Origin of the sequence: Paraburkholderia sp., from assembly GCF_036488505.1 — a bacterium.
Lineage (GTDB): Bacteria > Pseudomonadota > Gammaproteobacteria > Burkholderiales > Burkholderiaceae > Paraburkholderia.
In genome coordinates this window covers 1-13,861 of the sequence record NZ_DASXHN010000293.1, presented here as the reverse complement: position 1 = coordinate 13,861, position 13,861 = coordinate 1, and the positions used below count along the sequence as shown (strand labels likewise).

General features: G+C 65.6%; 11 protein-coding genes. 1 reads left to right on the top strand and 10 read right to left on the bottom strand.

Annotated elements, in window-relative coordinates; all coding sequences use genetic code 11:
• From VGH68_RS17570 to VGH68_RS17530, 9 genes are all read right to left on the bottom strand, one after another.
• Positions 1–853: MFS transporter (locus VGH68_RS17570; RefSeq protein ID WP_331604929.1), on the bottom strand; the 853-nt coding region annotated here is incomplete at its 3' end.
• A gap of 118 nt (positions 854–971) precedes the next feature.
• A complete protein-coding gene (locus tag VGH68_RS17565; protein WP_414696958.1) occupies positions 972–2,723 on the bottom strand; it encodes a GMC family oxidoreductase in 1,752 nt (583 codons plus the stop codon).
• A gap of 50 nt (positions 2,724–2,773) precedes the next feature.
• Positions 2,774–3,580 (bottom strand): enoyl-CoA hydratase/isomerase family protein, encoded by an 807-nt coding sequence (locus tag VGH68_RS17560; protein ID WP_331604928.1) that lies wholly within the window; start codon positions 3,578–3,580, stop codon positions 2,774–2,776.
• A 3-nt stretch (positions 3,581–3,583) separates the two neighbouring features.
• Entirely contained in the window at positions 3,584–5,182 is a 1,599-nt protein-coding gene (locus VGH68_RS17555) for an AMP-binding protein (protein ID WP_331604927.1), read from the bottom strand.
• Positions 5,175–5,726 (bottom strand): (2Fe-2S)-binding protein, encoded by a 552-nt coding sequence (locus tag VGH68_RS17550; protein ID WP_331604926.1) that lies wholly within the window; start codon positions 5,724–5,726, stop codon positions 5,175–5,177. Before VGH68_RS17550 ends, VGH68_RS17555 begins: the two co-directional genes overlap by 8 nt.
• Positions 5,723–6,544, bottom strand: a complete 822-nt coding sequence (locus tag VGH68_RS17545) for an FAD binding domain-containing protein (protein WP_331604925.1) — start codon at positions 6,542–6,544, stop codon at positions 5,723–5,725. Before VGH68_RS17545 ends, VGH68_RS17550 begins: the two co-directional genes overlap by 4 nt.
• Positions 6,541–9,582 carry a xanthine dehydrogenase family protein molybdopterin-binding subunit gene (locus VGH68_RS17540; protein ID WP_331604930.1) on the bottom strand — a complete coding sequence of 1,014 codons (3,042 nt, stop codon included), beginning with the start codon at positions 9,580–9,582 and terminating at the stop codon, positions 6,541–6,543. The genes VGH68_RS17545 and VGH68_RS17540 overlap by 4 nt, the downstream gene beginning before the upstream one ends.
• A 44-nt stretch (positions 9,583–9,626) precedes the next feature.
• The gene (locus VGH68_RS17535) at positions 9,627–10,298 is read right to left on the bottom strand and encodes a UbiX family flavin prenyltransferase (protein ID WP_331604924.1); all 672 of its coding nucleotides are present in this window, start codon (positions 10,296–10,298) and stop codon (positions 9,627–9,629) included.
• A 13-nt stretch (positions 10,299–10,311) separates the two neighbouring features.
• Positions 10,312–11,808 carry a UbiD family decarboxylase gene (locus VGH68_RS17530; protein WP_331604923.1) on the bottom strand — a complete coding sequence of 499 codons (1,497 nt, stop codon included), beginning with the start codon at positions 11,806–11,808 and terminating at the stop codon, positions 10,312–10,314.
• 410 nt (positions 11,809–12,218) lie between these two features.
• Between VGH68_RS17530 and VGH68_RS17525 the strand changes: the two genes are divergently transcribed.
• Complete coding sequence (locus VGH68_RS17525) at positions 12,219–13,175, top strand: LysR family transcriptional regulator (RefSeq protein ID WP_331604922.1); 957 nt, start codon at positions 12,219–12,221, stop codon at positions 13,173–13,175.
• Between the two features lie 37 nt (positions 13,176–13,212).
• Here the strand turns inward: VGH68_RS17525 and VGH68_RS17520 are convergent.
• On the bottom strand, positions 13,213–13,861 hold a 649-nt coding region (locus tag VGH68_RS17520; protein WP_331604921.1), incomplete at its 5' end, for a mandelate racemase/muconate lactonizing enzyme family protein.

The following is a 13,861-nucleotide window of genomic DNA, read 5'->3' as shown; positions in this document are numbered from 1 at the left end:
GATAACCCGACGTCAGGTAATAACCGCTGCCGCCGCCGATCGTCAGCAGCAGGTTGACGAACAGGATCGAACGATAGTCGCGCGAGAACAGCGTGTGGATCGGCGAGCGAACCACCTCGACCGGCGCGTCACGCGTCTTGTCGGCGGCGGCACGCGCGGCCTTTTCCGCGGCGAGCTTCTTCCACAACGGCGATTCTTCGAGGCTGTTGAAGACGAAGAGTCCGAGCACCGAGCTGATGATCCCGGTGAAGAACATGCAGCGCCAGCCCCACACCTGGAACAGGTCGCCCGGAAACAGCGTCGACATCGCGAGATAGGTCAGCGACGCGAGCAGCGCGCCCAGACCCGCGCCGCCGCCGCCGATCAGCCCCGACACCGCGCCGCGATATTTGGGCGCGACCGATTCGGTTCCGATCGTGTGCGTCGACGCCACCACGCCACCCACGAACACACCTTGCACGAGACGCAGCAGCAGGAACAGGATCGGCGCGAGGATGCCCACCTGCGAGACAGTAGGCAGCAACCCGAACGCGGCCGTGGACAACCCGACACCGACGACCGCGACGATCATCGCACCCTTGCGTCCGCGACGGTCCGCGTATGAACCGAACAGCGCGGAGCCGAGCGGACGCATCAGCAAGGTCACCGCAAACGATGCGTACACCGCCGCCAGCGACAACATCGCATGTTCGGATGGAAAGAACAGCCGGCCGACCACGGGCGCCACGAACAACAGCACGAACAGATCGAACAGGTCGAGCGCCCAGCCGAGACAGGACGCGGCGACCGCGCCCATCACCTGGCGGTTATTGATTGCGGGCACCGCAGTGCCATTTTGTGCGGCAATGGACATCATGATCTCCTGGTTAATGCAAAGGCGCCCCGAAGGGGACACCTGGGCGAGCGACGCGCTTCGGCCCGCACGACGGACACAGCGCGTTCTTCTTGCGTTGACGAAATACGTGGCGAACTCAGGCCGGCGACGCCGCCCCGCAGTTCCGTGCTACCTGCGTGGGCGCCGCGAAGCGCGGCCCCGGCACCATCGCGTCGGCGATTTTTTCGGCGATCATGATGGTGGGAATATTCGTGTTGGCCGACGGCAGGCGCGGCATCAGCGATGCATCGACCACGCGTAGCCCCTGTGCGCCATGCACGCGACCCTCGCTGTCCGTGACGGCGTCGCGCACGCGCGCGTCGCCCATCCGGCAGGTGCCGCTCGCGTGCCATACGCCGAACACGTTCGCGCGGATGAAGGCCTGCAGCGCGCGTTCGTCGGCGAGCAGTGCGGACATCCGCACGCCGCGCGTGAAGAACCGTTCGACCAGCAGACGCCGCACCGGCGCGGGCGTATCGAGCAACAGGCCGAGCAGCGAGGTGAGGACCGCGTTGGTTTTGCTCACGCGGGATAACGCTTTGACGCGCGGCGAAAACGCCGCTGGAAAGAAGTCCCTCGAGTCGCCGCCCAGACCCGCTGCCGCCACCACGCGAGACAGCATGCGCACGCCTGCGGCAAGCCGCGCCACGTCGCGCTCGTCGTCCAGCAGGTTCAGATCGACTCTGGGCGCGGCGAATGGATCGTTCGACATGAGCTGCACGCGGCCCCGCGAATAGGGCCGGTTGCACCAGAGGAAAAACAGCCCGAGCCGGTTGCCGAGCGCATGCCATGCAGCCCGCGTCGCGCTCGACAGATAAAGGTCCGACACTTCGCAGCCGGGCACGCCGGAACTCATGCGTGCGGCCGTCATGCTGGCGCGACGGCGCGTGAGCGGCATGCGCCAGCGCGGCGCCAGGAAATGGCAGAACGTCAGTGATGGATGGTCCTGCAGGTTGCGCCCGACACCCGGAAGATCGAGCACGCAGTCGATGCCGAGCGCGCGAAGCTCGTCGGCAGCGCCGATACCGGCGCGCATCAGCAGCCCCGGCGATTGCAGCGCACCTGCCGACACGATGGTCTCCGCCGCGTCGAAGTACTGGCGCTCACCGTGCGCCGAAACCGCGATCACGCCTTGCGCCGTGACGCCCTCCATCACGATGCGTTCTACGCGAAGCTGCGAAAAGATCTGCAGGTTGGGCCGTTGGCGGGTGGCGGCATCGAGATAGGCCGTGGCGCTCGACACGCGCTCGTCGTTCCTGTTTGAAAACGCTCCGGGGAAAAAGCCATCGCCGAATTCGGCGTTCTGATCGAGCAGCTCGGCAAGACCCTTGCTGCGCAGACCGTCGGCAAACGCGTGGCAAAACGGCGGCCACTCGCCGCGCATGATGCGGCGGATCGCCACCGGGCCGTCCGCCCCGTGTAGCGGGCCGAACGGGAACGTCAGGTCGGTCTCGAGCTTGCGAAAGTACGGCAGCACGTCGTCCCACGCCCAGCCTTTCGCGCCGCTCTCGGCCCAATCGTCGTAATCGCGGGGCAGGCCGCGGTTGGCCGACTGCACGTTGATGCTGGAGCCGCCGCCCATCACGCGGCCCTGCTCGTAGACTTTCGGCGCGGACTGCCGCGTGGCCCGCGCCCGCAGCTCCGGCCAGATGTAGGTGTTGCCGTGGAAAACAGGCATCGGATAGCTGTCGAGGATCGCCTCGGGCACGGCGCCCGGCGGCGTATCCGCACCCGCCTCGATCAATGCGACGTTGACCGATGGCACGGCCGATAGCCGGTGCGCGAGCACGCAGCCTGCCGATCCACCGCCGACGATCACATAATCGAAACGCCGGATTGCGCGTTCCATGCCTGTCTCCTTTGTTTTATTGACGACGCCCGCGTCGGCGTCCGACGCAATCAACTGCCGCGAAACACCGGCTTGCGTTTGCCGTGGAAGGCTTCGACGCCTTCGCGGAAGTCGTCCGAACTGCGCAGACGGCTATAGCTGTGCCCTTCGAGTTCGATCGCAATCGACAGCGGCGCGTCTTCGGTGTCGTTGAGCAGCTTCTTCGCCGTGCGTTGCGCGAGCGGCGAGAACGCGCGCAATTCATCGACCAGCGCATCGGTCGCCGCTTCCAGCTGCGCGTCGGCCACGCACTCGACTGCGATGCCCCACTCGTACGCCTGTTTGCCCGGAATGCGACGCGAGCGCATCACGATGTCTTTGGTGCGGCCCACGCCGACCATCTTCTGCAGACGCGCCGAACCGCCCGAACCCGGAATCTGCCCGAGCTTCTGTTCCGGCAGCGCGTAGAACGTGGTGTCGGTGGCGATGCGGAAGTCACACGCAAGCGACAGCTCGAAGCCCACCCCAAAGCAGAAGCCGCGATTGGCCGCAATCACCGGCTTCGCGCAACGCGCGGGTGCGGCGACGTTCCATGCGAGCTTCGACACGTGCTCGGGCGACGCTTCAAGAAAGCCCTTGATGTCGCCACCGCTCGAGAAATGCTCGCCTGTGGCCCGCAGAACGATCACCCGCACCCGATCGTCGTCGTCGAGCGCTTCGAACGCGGCACGCAACTGATCGCGCGCGTGCATCGAGATCACATTGAACGGCGGACGGTGCAGGATGATGTCGGCACGCTCACGGGCCGCGTCGATCTCGATGGAAAAGCCGTCGAGTTCCTGCAGCAGCGTCTGGCCGCGATGTATCAGGTCAGTCATGTGCTACTCCTTCGTGCTTACGTTTGTAGTCAGGTTGTTGGCGGTGATGCCGGGTTCGAGCTCGTATTCGCCCGCTGACAGTTTGCGGCGCAGGATCTTGCCGACCGGCGACTTGGGGATGTCGTCGACGAACACGTACTCGCGCGGCCGCTTGAAATTGACCAGCTCGGAGGTGCGGCAGAATTCATCGAGCGCCTGCGCGTCGACGTACTGGTTGCGCTTGATGAACGCGACCACCCGCTGGCCCCAGCGCTCGTCCTTGACACCGGCGACGGCCACCTGGTCCACGGCCGGGTGTAGCGAGAGCACCGATTCGATATCGACGGGCGAGATGTTTTCGCCGCCGCTGATGATCATGTCGTCGACGCGGCCGGTCACGTAGAGATCGCCGTCCGCATCGAAGTAGCCGGTGTCGCCGGTGAAGTACCAGCCGTCGCGCAGCGCTTTGGCGTTCGCATCGGGGCGGTTCCAGTAGCCTTCGAACGCTTCGTCGCCGAGCAGGTCGACGATGATCTGGCCTTCTTCGCCCACCGCCGCGAGATCGTCGGGTACGCCCGCATCGAGCTTGACGACGCGCAACCGGGTGTTGATGCCGGCGCGTCCCGCGCTGCCCGGTTTCTTGGTTGCGTGCTGGTCGATGCTGAACGTGTAGACCTCCGACGAACCGTAGTGGTTGACGAACAGTTCCGGCCTGAACGCCGCCGACAGCCGCTTGAGCAGCCCGTCGTTCATCGGCGCGCCGGCGAAGCCGAGCTTGGTCACCGAGCCCGTGTCGGTCTGCGCGAATCCCGGCGCGGCGAGCAGATCGTGGTACAGCGTCGGCACCAGGTACAGGCACGTGAGCTTATGCGCTGCGATCGACTGCAGCGCGAACGCCGCATTCCAGCGCCGGATGCAGACGAACAGCCCGTCGACGAGCGCCATCGACAGCAGCGAGCGCACCCCCATCGTGTGATACAGCGGCATCACGCCCAGCGTGCGCTCGCCGTGCCGGTAGAGGTTTTGTGCGACGTGCGCGAGGGCCGCCGCGCGTTCCTGCCGATGCCGGCGCGGTACGCCCTTCGGTTTGCCGGTGGTGCCGGATGTGTACAGGAACAGCGAATAGTCGTCGGCACTGGCTTGCGGGCCGCTGGCCGGGGCAGAGGCAGACCCAGATGCGGAGACAGAGGCAAGCCCGGCGAGCAATGCATCGAAGACCAGCGTCGAACCCGCAGCGCCATCGAGCGCCACGCGCGGGATCGTTTGGGCCGCCGGGCTTCCGGTTACCGCGTCGGCCGACACCGGCTCGTAGACGAGTGCTTTCACGCCCGCATCGCTCACGCAATAGTCGAGCTCGTCGGGCTTGGCACGCCAGTTCAGCGGCACGATCACGATGCCCGTGAGCTGGCAGGCCCAATGCAGCGTCGCCATTTCCCAGCGGTTTTGCAACACGACCAGCAGCCGGTCGCCGCGAGCGAGCCCGAGCCCGCCTAGCCCCTGCGCGACTTTGACGATGACCTCGTGCCACTGCGCGTAAGTCAGCGCCACATCGCCATCGATCAGCGCGAGCGCGTTCGGACTGCGCTCCACGCTTTGCAGAAAGGTGCGGCCGAGATCAAGCATGGCTCGCCTCCGCTTGCTCGCGCGATGCGCGCCGGCGCGCGGCCACGTCTAGCACGGCGGCCACGATCGGGGTGTAGCCCGTACAACGGCACAGATGTCCCGACAGCATGTCGCGCACCTGAGCTTCGGTGGGGTCCGGTACGCGTGACAGATAATCCGCGCACGACATCAGAATGCCCGCGGTACAGAACCCGCACTGCAACGCGTGATGGCGCTGGAATGCCTGCTGCAGGTCGCCGAGCGTCTGGTCCGGCGCGAGGCCTTCCACCGTATCGATACGGCGGCCATCTGCCTGTACGGCCAGCATCAGACATGAGCGCGCGGCTACACCGTCGACACGAACCGTACAGGCACCGCATACGCCGTGTTCGCAGCCGACATGCGTACCGGTCGCGCCCAGCTCGTGGCGCAGAAAATCGCTCATCAGATCGCGCGGTTCGCAAAAGCCGCTACGCTCGCGTCCGTTGAGCGTCAACGTAATGCGCCGCCGCTCGTCGCGCTGGTGGACACCTTGCACCCCGGTGTTTTCAGGGGTTCTGCTCATTTCGCCTCCTCGATCACGCGCCATCCCAGTTGCCGCACCAGATGCCTGCGGTAGCGCGCGCTGATATGCGCATCGTCCTGGGCACCCAGTTTCCAGCTCAGATCATTCAATGCACCGCGCAGGTCGTCATGCTGCAGACGCGGCCAGTGCTCCACAACCGGTCGGTCGGCGACGCCGCCCACGGCGATCCGGATCGCGTCGTCGGTGACCACCGCCGCGCACGACACCAGCGCGAAATCGCCATGCCGCGCGGAAAATTCCGTGAAGCCATAACGCTCGCCGGGCTTCTTCAGCGGGAACCGCACCGCCTCGACGAGTTCGTCCGGTTCACGCGCGGTCATCAACATCCCCTGAAAAAAATCCTCCGCGGCGAGCGTGCGTTTGCGCTTCGTCGAGCGCAGCAGCACGTCGCCGCCGAGAGCTGCCAGCACCAGAGGCAGTTCGGCGCTCGGATCGGCATGCGCGATCGAGCCGCACACGGTGCCGCGATTGCGAATCTGAAAATGCGAGATGTGCGGAAATGCAAGCGCGAGCAGCGGGACTTCGTCACGCAGCGACTTGCGCCATTCGACGCTGCCTTGCGTCGCGGCCGCCCCCACGATGAGTCGCCCCGCGTCGTTATCGACGCGCACGGTATCGAGCTCTTCGGTCCGCGAGATATCGACGAGCCAGCGCGGTTGCGCGAGGCGCATGTTCAGCACCGCCATCAGCGACTGGCCGCCTGCCAGCACGCGGGCGTCTTCGCCGCCGTGAGCCAAGGCTTCGAGCGCATGTTGCGTGCTGGTGGCACGCAGGTAATCGAACGGCGCCGGTTTCATGACCTACTCCTGAACCATCCCAGAACGCGTGACAGCCACGAGCCGCCTGATGGACTACTGGCACGGGCCCCGTCCACAGGCTTGCCGGACGCCTGCCGCCCAAGCGATTCGAACAGTTGCCGCAGCACGACCTTCGCGGCGCCTTCGAGCATCCGGCCGCCGACCGCGGCGACCTTGCCCGATACCTGCGCCTCGTAGTCGTACGAAAGCCGTGTGCCCTTTGCGATCGGCGTCAACACGACGAGCCCTTCACCGCGAGCACTGCCAAGCGGCGAGATACCCGCACCGGCCAGCCGCAGACGTTCCGGCGCCTGGATATCCGACAGCCCGATCTGTGCTTCGAAGCGCGCCTTGATCATGCCGACGCCGACTGTCACGTCCGCGCGATACTGGTTCGGCCCGGTCGATTCGAGCGCATGGCAGCCGGGAATGACCTTCGCCAGCGCCCGCGGGTCCATCAGCACCGCGAAGATCGCCTCTGGCGTGGCGTCCAGATCGACGCTGCCCTGTGCGGTGAGCGCCTTGCCCTTGCCATCGAGCGGCTTGCGTGGCGCAGCGGCTGATGCGGCCTCGCGCAACTCGGGGCGCGAAGGCGGCGGATCATCGATGCCGATCAGGCTCATCACCTTCGCCGGGGTCAGCGGCAGACGGATGTCTTCGATGGCGAGCGCGTCGGCGACCGCATTGGCGATGCACGGCGGTGTGCTCATGTTGTTGCCCTCGCCGAGACCCTTCGCGCCGAGCGGGGTGAACGGCGACGGCGTCTCCAGATGCACGATCACCGGATCGGGCACTTCGCAGGTGGTCGGTATCAGGTAGTCGGCGAGCGTTCCCGACAGGAAGCTGCCGTCCGCGCCATAGCGGAATTCTTCCATCAGCGCCGCGCCTAGGCCCTGCGCGAACGCGCCGCGAATCTGGCCGTCGGCGAGCGCCGGATTGAGCAGCGTGCCGGCATCGTGCGCGGTGACATAGCGATCGATGCGAACGCGCCCCGTCGCGCGATCCACTTCGACGCCACACATGTCGAACGCAAAGCCGTAGGCAGCCGACGTGTTGATGCGATCCTGTTCGTCGGGCGCGTCCATGTGAGGCGGGTTCCAGAACACCGTTTCGCGCAGTCCCGGCTCTTCGCCTTCGGGCAGCAGCGCGGGGGCCCAGTGCGGCGCGTTGCTTGCCACGCGGCCGAACGGCAGCGCGCGGTCTTGATGGCCCTTCACGTAGATGCGGCCGTCCTCGAAGCAGACGTCTTCCGGCACACAACCGTGTTGCCTGGCGACGATCCTCGCGATCTTGTCTCGCACCCGCCTGGCCGCGAGATGCACGGTGCCGGCCACGGCCCCGGCAAACCGGCTCGAATAGTTGCCGGCCGCGACCGACCACGCGTCCTTGTGCGTATCGAATTCGACGTTGACGGCAATGTCCTTCGGCTCGAGACCGAGCACATCGGCCACGACCTGCGCACAGACGGTCATATGCCCCTGCCCGGCCGGCGTCGACGCGACGGTCACCACCACGCCGCCGAGCAGATCGACGCTGACCGTTGCGCTCGCAATCCCGCCGCTCTTCGGACCGGCTTTCCTGCGCGCATCCGCCGGCATCACGGTGGTGATGTAGCCCATGTTCGATACCGACGGTTCGACGATCGCCGCAAAGCCGATCCCATACAGCCGCCCTTCGCGGCGCGCGGCCTCCCGGCGCGCCGCGAGTTCGGCGTAGCCGCCCTCGGCGAGCGAGCGGCGCAACGCTTCCTGATAGTTGCCGGAATCGAGCAAGGCTCCCGCTGCGGCGCGATACGGAAACGCGTCGGCTGGCACGAAGTTGCGGCGGTAAACGTCGAGCACGTCGAGCTTCAACTCGACCGCGATGCGCTGCACCAGGCGTTCGAGCGCGAAATAGACTTGCGGTCCGCCGAAGCCGCGCACCAGCCCGGTCGGGGTCTTGGTCGTCAGCGCCAGACGATTGCGCACCAACAGGTTCGGGATCGCATAGGCGCCGGTCAGGCAACCGTGCATCCGGTAGAGCGTCGCCGGTTCCGGCGCGCGCACATAGCCGCCGCAATCTTCGATCTGGTCGTACGACAGTGCGGTGATGCGGCCATCGTCTTCCACGGCGGCTTCGAGCATCGTGAAGCGTGCGGTGGCCGACGTGGCGGCGCTCAGATGTTCGAGCCGGTCCTCGACCCATTTCACCGGTGCGCCAGCCTTGCGCGACGCAAGACACATCAGCACCACATACGGAAACAGCGCCTGCTTGACGCCGAAACTGCCGCCCGAATCGCGCGGCGCCTTATGGCGCAGACGGTTCGCCGGCACATTCAACGCCATCGCCATCACCGCATGCAGCGAGAACGGCCCCATGAAGTTCGACGTGACGTCGTAGCCTTCGTCCCCCGACAGATACTCCGCAATCACAACCCCGCATTCGATCGGCGCGCAGGTGTTGCGCGGATAGTGCGCTTCGACGCGCACGCGATGCGGCGCGCGTTCGAATGCGGCCTCGGGCTCGCCATAGCGAAACTGCCGATCGCTGATCACGTTGCTGCCGACCTTCGGATGCAGCAACGGTGCATCGTGGGCGATGGCCGCTTCGATCGACGTCAATGGCGGCAACATCAGATAGTCGACCTTGATCAGATCGAGTGCGTCTTCGGCCAGCGCGCGCGACTCGGCCAGCACCAAGGCGACCGGCTCGCCGACATAGCGCACGCGATCCACCGCGAGCGCCCATTGCTCCATCGGCGACTTCACGCCAACCACGAACGGTCGCGACCAGGCGGACAGATCGTCACGGGTCAGTACCGCACGCACCCCGCGGAGGTTCTGCGCGGCGGTTGTGTCGATGCCGCGCAATTCAGCATGCGCGTGCGGCGAGCGCAGCACCGCCGCGTGCAAGGTGCCCGGCTTCACCGCGATGTCGTCGCCGTAGCGTCCGCGCCCGGTCAGGATCGCTGGATCCTCGAGACGCTCCATCGGACGTCCCACATGCCGCGGCCGCGCGGCCGGCATCGCTTGCTCGGCTTCGACGTCGCCGCGCGTCATGCGCCGGTCTTCGACGGCCACGTCGGCAACACTGTTGCGCTGATTCATGCCCCTGCTCCTTGCTGGTCTGACGGCTCTCGAGCCACATCGGTCGCATCGGTCGCATCATTGCCGCGTGCGCCGAATTCGTCCGCGAGGCCGCTCCAGCGGCGCGCGATTTCGCGATGCTCGATGCCGAACAGGTCGAGAATCCGGCCTACCGTGTGGTCGACGATGTCGTCGACGGTTTGCGGATGCGCATAGAACGCGGGCACCGGCGGCATCACGATCGCGCCCATTTCCGTCGCGAGCGTCATGTTGCGCAGATGCGCGAGATTGAGCGGCGTTTCGCGTGCGACCAGCACGAGCCGGCGGCGCTCCTTGAGCATCACGTCGGCGGCCCGCGTCAGCAGGTTGTCGGCAAATCCGTTGGCCACGCTCGCAAGCGTCTTCATCGAACACGGCGCAATCACCATGCCGGCGGTAAGAAACGAGCCGCTTGCCACCGATGCGCCGATGTCGCGCACGTTGTGCACCACGTCGGCAAGCCCGTCGAGATCAGCGCGCGCGAGGCCCAGTTCCTGCGCCGCGGTAATCGCGCCCGAAGGCGAGACGATCAGGTGCGTCTCACAGGTGCCAACGCGGCGCAGCGCAGCGAGCAGCCGCACGCCGATCACCGCGCCGCTCGCACCGGAGATGCCGACCACGATCCGCTGCCGCTGTTGGGTTGACTGCATCGTGATGCTCCGCTCAGGCCTCGCCGGCCAGATCGCCGACGCCGAGATAAGCCGCGAAGTCGGTGTTGCTCGCGGCGACGAGCTGCGCGACATCGGCGCGGTCCTCGCCGGGAATCCGCACACGCGTGAACACGTGCGCCGGGTAGTCGACCGGGCGCGTCGCATCGAGCCCCATCTTCGCGCTGATGCCCTGCAGATGCGGCGGCGCGTCTTCAGGCTGGCCAACGGTGGTCGACGGATCGAGCGGCGAACCCTGCGCGCCGGCGACGATCACGAGATCGCGGTCCGCCTGAAAGCGTGTGGCGATCGCCCATTCGATTTCGCCCGGATCGTGCACGTCGACATCGGTATCGACGACCACCACCTGCTTGATATCGTAGTGCGCGCCGAACGCGCACAGAATCACGTTCTTCGCTTCGCCTTCGCGCTTCTTGTCGAACTGCACCCACAGGTGATAGCGGCACACGCCGCCCACCGACAGTTCCACGTCCTTCACCGCAGGATGGCTGCGTTGCAGATGCGACAGCAGTGTCGCTTCGCGTGGAATCGCGCCCAGCAGCAGATGCTCCATTTCAGCCGGCACGATGGTGTGATAGATCGGGCGCTCGCGATGCGTGACCGCGGTGACCTGGATCACTTCGCGCGCCTCTCGCGCGCTGTAGTACTTCGGAAATTCGCCGAACGGGCCTTCCGGCTCGCGCACGTTGGGAAGAATGCGGCCTTCGATCACGATCTCCGCAAAAGCCGGCACACGTACCTCGTGAGTCAGGCACTTCACGACCGGCAGCGGTGCGCCGTGCAGCGCACCGGCGATCTCGAGCTCGTCGTTGTCGATCGGAGAAATGGCCTGTGAGGCCAGCATCGTCAAAGGGTCGACACCGATGGCGATGGCCACGTCGAGCGGCTCGCCGGCGGCTTCGGCCGCCTGATAAAACGCCAGCAGATGGCGCGGCAGCATCAGGATTGCCATGCGGTCGGGACCGTGCACCTGGATCCGGTTGATCGACACGTTCTGGACGCCGGTGCGCGGATTGCGAGCGATCACGAGGCCAGCGGTAATGTACGGGCCGTTGTCGTGCTCGCTGTGGGTCGGGATTGGCAGCAACGCGTGCAGGTCGATGCCTTCGCTATGAACGACCTGCTGGCACACTGCTTCCGCGCGGTCCACTTCCTTGCATGGCAGCGGGTGTTCAGCGGCTTCGCGAAAGCGCGCGAGCAAGCCGGCCTCGGGCACGCCCATCGCTTCGGCGATCCACGCGCGCTTCGACATGAAGCCGCTCACCACCGGAACCGCGTGACCGCCGGGCGCGAGGAACACCGCCGCCTGCTGGCCGTCCAGCCGCTTGGCGATGGCCGCGAGTTCGTGTTCGAGCGCGACCGGCCGGGCGATCGTCGCGAGACGGCCGGTCGCGGACAGACGCTCGAGCCAGTGGCGCAATGTCGGCGCTGCGTCCTGCGCTGCCGGGCGGCCTTGAAGCGTGCCGTTTCGTGCGGCATCACGTGCGTTCATCGAAGTCTCCTTGCATGTGCGTGCGGCTGCCAGAGCGACTGTGTCGGGTCGCGAAGCCTCAGCTCCATGAAAGCGTACCGAGAGCGCCTTATAAGTTCTAATACTGTTTTTTGATGTCTTTTATCATTAGCCCTGATATCCGCGTTAGCCCTGATGACGTCCGGACAGGCGTCGGTTATCAATGTTCGAGATGCCGTTGAACAGACGAAACCCCTGCAATTCAGGGGCTTAGGAATGGCCGAGTTCACGACTCGGGTTTCTACTTAGATTGATAGCATGCCGCCCGGTTATTGTTTTTTCTGATGCGGTGCCAGCGCTGGATTCGAGCACCGCCTGGCGCCAGGATGCAAACAACCGGTGCAACAACCGCCCCTTTCCGGACTCCGGGACGGACTCGACATGGACCCGACATGGACCTGAAACAGATTCAGTATTTCATCGCGCTGTTCGAGGACGGCTCCGTGACGCGCGCGGCCAAACGTCTGAACATCGTGCAGCCGGCACTGAGCATGCAGATCGCGAGGCTGGAGGAAGAACTGCATCAGCAACTGTTCGAGCGCGGCGCGCACGGGATGGCGCCCACCGCCGCGGGCCGCCTGATGTACCGCCTGTTTCTGCCGATCGTGCGTGATCTGGCCCACGCGCGCCAGCAGCTCGTGCAGCGCGACGAGGTGGTGACCGGGCACGTGTCGATCGGACTGATCGCCTCGGTGACCGAGAGCGTGCTCGCCGATTCGCTGTCGCGCTTCAACGCGCGCTATCCGCATGTCGAGGTGACGATTGCCGATGGCTACAGCGCGACCTTTATCGACTGGGTCTCGGGCGGTCAGCTCGATGCCGCGTTGATCAACAAGCCGCGCGCGCGTCTGTCGCTGGATGCACAGCCGCTGCTCGACGAGGAGATGGTGCTCGTCACCAGTGCGGAACACGGCCCTGAACTGCCGCATTCGATCGAACTGGCGAAACTGCCTGAGCTTGAACTGGTGCTGCCGACCAAGCGTCATGGCCTGCGCGGCGTGCTCGACACGGCTGCACAGCACGAAGACGTGCTGCTCGCGCCACGCTTTGAAATCGACGTGTTGAGTACGATCGTCAAGCTCGTCGAAGCCACGCGCTTTGCGACGATCCTGCCGCGCATCGCGGTCGAACGCGCGGTGCGCCAGGGCACGCTACGCGCGTATCCGATCCTCGCGCCGCGCATCGTGCGCCATATCGTGCGCATCAGTCATCCGCGCCGGCCGTTGAGCGCGGCCGCCGAAGCGCTGATCGGCATCATCGCCGACGAACTGCGCGAGGTGTCGAGCGAAGCGAGCCTCGCCGCAGACGCGCCACAGCACAGGCCGGCTTCAAAGCAAGCGTCGGAATGAACGCATTGCTCCCGCGCTCAGGCTCGAACATGCGCGATCATTGATCAACTACGAATCCATCGAAATGCCGGCGCATCGAAATCGGCTTGACGAGCGGCGGCCGGATCTTCTGTGCGTCAGGCAGCAGCGCCATGCCAAGCCCTGGCCCGCTTGGAATATCCACAAAACCTTCTCTCGGCAAAGGCACCTCGTCGACAATATCGCTGCCTAGATGCGTGCCGGTGGATTCGAACACACCGGCTTCGAACCCCGTTGCGTATTCCTGAATCGCAAAATTGGGAATCGCGGCAGCAACCTGCAAACATGCGGCGAGGCCGATCGGCGACAACGGATTGTGTGGCACCACCTGCACATGGTGTGCTTCGGCCATCGCCGCCACTTTTTTGGCTCCGGTGATGCCGCCGCACACCGCGACGTCGACGCGCGCGTACTCGACCGCATTACGTGCGAGCAGCGCCTGGAATTCGTAGATCGTGCAAAAGCGCTCACCGGTCGCAATAGGAACGCGAATACGATCAGCCACGCGCGCCATTGCGTCCGCGTTTTCAGGGCGAATCGGATCTTCGACGAACATTGGCGTGTCGACTTCGATGCCATTCGTGAATGTCACCGCTTCGGCCGGCGTAAGACGGCGATGCAATTCAACCAGCAGGTCGACGCGGTCACCCACTACTTCGCGCATCCGG

Excerpts from the sequence above, each read along its gene's own strand:
- VGH68_RS17565 (WP_414696958.1), bottom strand. The coding sequence starts at position 2,723 with ATGGAACGCGCAATCCGGCGTTTCGATTATGTGATCGTCGGCGGTGGA.
- VGH68_RS17545 (WP_331604925.1), bottom strand. The coding sequence starts at position 6,544 with ATGAAACCGGCGCCGTTCGATTACCTGCGTGCCACCAGCACGCAACAT.
- VGH68_RS17535 (WP_331604924.1), bottom strand. The coding sequence starts at position 10,298 with ATGCAGTCAACCCAACAGCGGCAGCGGATCGTGGTCGGCATCTCCGGT.
- VGH68_RS17525 (WP_331604922.1), top strand. The coding sequence starts at position 12,219 with ATGGACCTGAAACAGATTCAGTATTTCATCGCGCTGTTCGAGGACGGC.
- VGH68_RS17550 (WP_331604926.1), bottom strand. The coding sequence starts at position 5,726 with ATGAGCAGAACCCCTGAAAACACCGGGGTGCAAGGTGTCCACCAGCGC.
- VGH68_RS17555 (WP_331604927.1), bottom strand. The coding sequence starts at position 5,182 with ATGCTTGATCTCGGCCGCACCTTTCTGCAAAGCGTGGAGCGCAGTCCG.
- VGH68_RS17560 (WP_331604928.1), bottom strand. The coding sequence starts at position 3,580 with ATGACTGACCTGATACATCGCGGCCAGACGCTGCTGCAGGAACTCGAC.
- VGH68_RS17530 (WP_331604923.1), bottom strand. The coding sequence starts at position 11,808 with ATGAACGCACGTGATGCCGCACGAAACGGCACGCTTCAAGGCCGCCCG.
- VGH68_RS17540 (WP_331604930.1), bottom strand. The coding sequence starts at position 9,582 with ATGACGCGCGGCGACGTCGAAGCCGAGCAAGCGATGCCGGCCGCGCGG.